This window comes from Corallococcus sp. 4LFB (assembly GCF_046520365.1).
Taxonomy (GTDB): domain Bacteria; phylum Myxococcota; class Myxococcia; order Myxococcales; family Myxococcaceae; genus Corallococcus; species Corallococcus caeni.
This window is the reverse complement of sequence record NZ_JBKGHJ010000745.1, coordinates 1-2,880: the sequence shown is the minus strand read 5'-3', so window position 1 is coordinate 2,880 and position 2,880 is coordinate 1. Positions and strand designations below refer to the sequence as shown.

The following is a 2,880-nucleotide window of genomic DNA, read 5'->3' as shown; positions in this document are numbered from 1 at the left end:
CGCGGCTCCGGTGCCCCCCGCCGACGCGGCGGGCAAGGGGCTGACGCCCAGCCAGCGCAAGGGGCTCGTCGTGGGCGGCGTGGGCCTGGTGTTCGCGGGGCTCGCGCTGGTGTTCCTGCTGCCCAAGGGCGGCGTGGAGGTGCGCAACGCCCAGGAGGGCGAGCGCGTCTACGTGTCCGGCGTGCTGCTGGAAGGCAGCAACGCCCTGCCGGAGGACCCCTCCGGCTGGCTCGTCTCCACGGCGGTGGAGGGCAAGCTGCACCGCTTCGGCAAGGTGCCCAGGTCGGAGCACATCGACCTGCGCACGCTCGCGGACGCCGCGCCCCAGGAGGACGCCCGGGGCACGCTCAGCGTCACCGGCGCCCAGGGCTGCCGCGTCGCGCTGGGCTCGCAGGTGCTCCAGGGCCAGACGCCGCTCGCCAGCCCCATGCCCGCGGGGCGTGAGTTCGAGGTGCGCGTCACCTGCGGCGGCAAGCCGGACGTCGTCCGCTGGGTGATGGCCGTGCCGGGACAGGGCGTCGCGCTCGACGTGCCCTGAGCCGGACGCCATGACACGGGCCGGGGGCCGCCACCACCGGCGCCCTCCGGTCCGCGAGCGGTTGGGGCCCGCGGCTTCTTCAGCAGCAGGTCCTCAGTCGTGGGTCCCCACGTGCAGGTCGCCGTGGCGCACGCAGACCCAGTGGAAGGCGCACGAGCACGCCACCGCGCGGGCATGCGTGCAGCAGCGGCCGCCGAAGTCCTCCGGCAGGGGCTCGCGCTCGGCGGGGGGCGGCTCGGGGAGCTCCTTGGGCGCGCCCCGCCCGGAGTCCGCGGGCACGCTGCCGCAGCAGCCGCGCTGGAGGCAGCCGGGACACAGGGACAACTCGCAGTGCGCGCACCAGTCGAACACCTCTCCGGCGGTGCCACGGCGCTCACAACCTCCACAGGCGTCGAACATGGGCGGCCTCCTTGCTCACTCGCGAACGAAGGTAGAGCAGGGGTCCGACATCACGGGTCGTGCGGGCACGCCTCGCGCTCCGGGAGGAGGGAAGCGACGGCCAGGCGACGCTCGCGGCGCGCACCTTCCACGGGTGGACGGGAGCCAGGCCGCACGCCGGTCCGTGAGCCCTTGCGGCGTTGGCCGGGGATTCGCATGGAACAGGGGCTCACGTAGTTCCGGCTTTTCGGGGAGGACGCAGTCATGCGCAGACACCGCCGCATCATCGGAGTCTTCGGCTCCGGCACGGAGGCCCACGAGGAGTGGGTCATCCCCCTGGCGCGGTGGATTGCCGAGGCGGGCTTCGACCTGCTGACCGGCGCGGGGGGCGGCGTCATGAGCGTGGCCACCGCGGCCTTCGTCCAGGTGGAGGGGCGGCGGGGGGCGGCCATCGGCATCATCCCCGGCACCGTCGGGGCGGATGGCCGCTACCAGCCCCGGCCCGGCTACCCGAACACGGACATCGAGATCCCCATCTACACGCACCTGCCGCTCAGCGGGGAGCAGGGCACGGACCCCATGAGCCGCAACCACATCAACGTGCTGACGCCGCACGCCCTGGTCGCGCTGCCCGGCGGGGCGGGCACCGCGGCGGAGGCCGTCCTGGCGCTGCGCTATGGCAAGCCGCTCATCCTGCACGGGCCACCGGAGGCCTTCCGGCGCTTCCCGGCGGAAGCCGAGCGGACCCTCTCCCTGGAGCGGGTGGCCGAGTTCCTCCTGGCCGCCACCCGCTAGGCGGCGGCCGGGCTGACGGGGGCCGGGCGGGGCGAAGGCGCCCCACGGGGAGGGAAAAGATTCTAGGATGGACGGCGTGGGGCAGGGCGCGCCCGGCAGCAGGACGCCCGGAGCCCTTGCCTCGCCCGCCATCATGATCAACCCCGACTATCCGCTGGCCAGCTGGTTCCTCGCGGTCTCCACCTCGGTCTTCGCGGTCGTCTACGCGCTGCCGTTGCTGTTCGTGCCGCTGCGCTGGGCGCGCTGGTTCGGGTGGGAGCTGCCCACGGGCAACAACGACCTGACGGTCTACTTCGCGCGCTGCCTGGGCGGCCTGGCGCTGTCCGTCATCATCGCGGTGGTGCAGTTCATCCCGGACCCCAAGAGCCACCTGGTCATCTTCGAGCTCATCGGCCTCATTGGCGGCATCATGACCGCGGTGCACGTCTGGGGCGCGGTCATGAAGCAGCAGCCCTGGACGGAGACGGCGGAGATACCGCTCTACGGCGCCGTGTGTCTGGGCGCCCTCTACCTGCGCTACGCCACGTTGTCCTGAGCGGAAAGCCCCCGGGGATGCCCTCCACGCAGCCCATCGATCCCGTCGTCGCGATGCTGGCGCCCTACATGCCGGCGGCCATCCTCGCGCGGCTCGGGAGCCAGGAGGCGGACGCGCTGCCCCGCGCGGAAGGGGTGCGGGGCGCCATCCTGCTCCTGGACATCGCGGGCTTCACGCCCATCGTGGTGGGGCTGAGCGGCGCGGGCCCGCGCGGCATCGACGCGCTCCAGCGCCTCTTGACGAACTACTACACGGAGATGATCGACGTGGTCCGGGGCCACGGCGGGGACATCTACCAGTTCGCCGGCGACTCCATCCTCGCGTGCTTCGAGGCCGCGCCCGGAGAGGCGGACGGCGACGTCGTGCAGCGCGCGGCGGTGTGCGCGCTGAGCGTGCAGCGCAGGCTGGCGCGCTTCGCCCGGCTGGAGTTGATGGGCCAGCGCTTCGGCGTGTCGTCGCGCATCGGCATCGGCTTCGGGGAGGCGACCCGCATCGTGATGGGCGCCACCGGGCTGTGGATGCACCCGGCGCTCGTGGGCGAGCCGCTGGCGCAGGCGGTGGGCGCGGAGAAGCAGGCCACGGTGTCGGAGGTCGTCCTGAGCCCCCGCGCCTGGGCCGCGCTGCCGGAGGCCGC

The 2,880-nt window shown here is 73.6% G+C and carries 4 protein-coding genes and 1 pseudogene; 4 read left to right on the top strand and 1 reads right to left on the bottom strand.

All coding sequences use genetic code 11. The features are described 5' to 3' along the window. Positions 1-538: pseudogene (locus ACLEQD_RS40540) on the top strand (serine/threonine protein kinase); the annotation flags it as partial. Between the two features lie 93 nt (positions 539-631). Here the strand turns inward: ACLEQD_RS40540 and ACLEQD_RS40535 are convergent. Further along, positions 632-937, bottom strand: a complete 306-nt coding sequence (locus tag ACLEQD_RS40535) for a hypothetical protein (RefSeq protein ID WP_171422145.1) — start codon at positions 935-937, stop codon at positions 632-634. A 243-nt stretch (positions 938-1,180) separates the two neighbouring features. Here ACLEQD_RS40535 and ACLEQD_RS40530 point away from each other — a divergent pair, with 243 nt between their 5' ends. The 3 genes from ACLEQD_RS40530 to ACLEQD_RS40520 all read left to right on the top strand — a co-directional run. Further along, positions 1,181-1,711 (top strand): molybdenum cofactor carrier protein, encoded by a 531-nt coding sequence (locus tag ACLEQD_RS40530; RefSeq protein ID WP_410391282.1) that lies wholly within the window; start codon positions 1,181-1,183, stop codon positions 1,709-1,711. Positions 1,712-1,778: 67 nt separating this feature from the next. Next, the gene (locus ACLEQD_RS40525) at positions 1,779-2,246 is read left to right on the top strand and encodes a hypothetical protein (protein ID WP_338268527.1); all 468 of its coding nucleotides are present in this window, start codon (positions 1,779-1,781) and stop codon (positions 2,244-2,246) included. Between the two features lie 17 nt (positions 2,247-2,263). After that, a partial coding sequence (locus tag ACLEQD_RS40520; RefSeq protein WP_410391281.1) for an adenylate/guanylate cyclase domain-containing protein occupies positions 2,264-2,880 on the top strand: 617 nt, incomplete at its 3' end.

Excerpts from the sequence above, each read along its gene's own strand:
- ACLEQD_RS40535 (WP_171422145.1), bottom strand. The coding sequence starts at position 937 with ATGTTCGACGCCTGTGGAGGTTGTGAGCGCCGTGGCACCGCCGGAGAG.
- ACLEQD_RS40530 (WP_410391282.1), top strand. The coding sequence starts at position 1,181 with ATGCGCAGACACCGCCGCATCATCGGAGTCTTCGGCTCCGGCACGGAG.
- ACLEQD_RS40525 (WP_338268527.1), top strand. The coding sequence starts at position 1,779 with ATGGACGGCGTGGGGCAGGGCGCGCCCGGCAGCAGGACGCCCGGAGCC.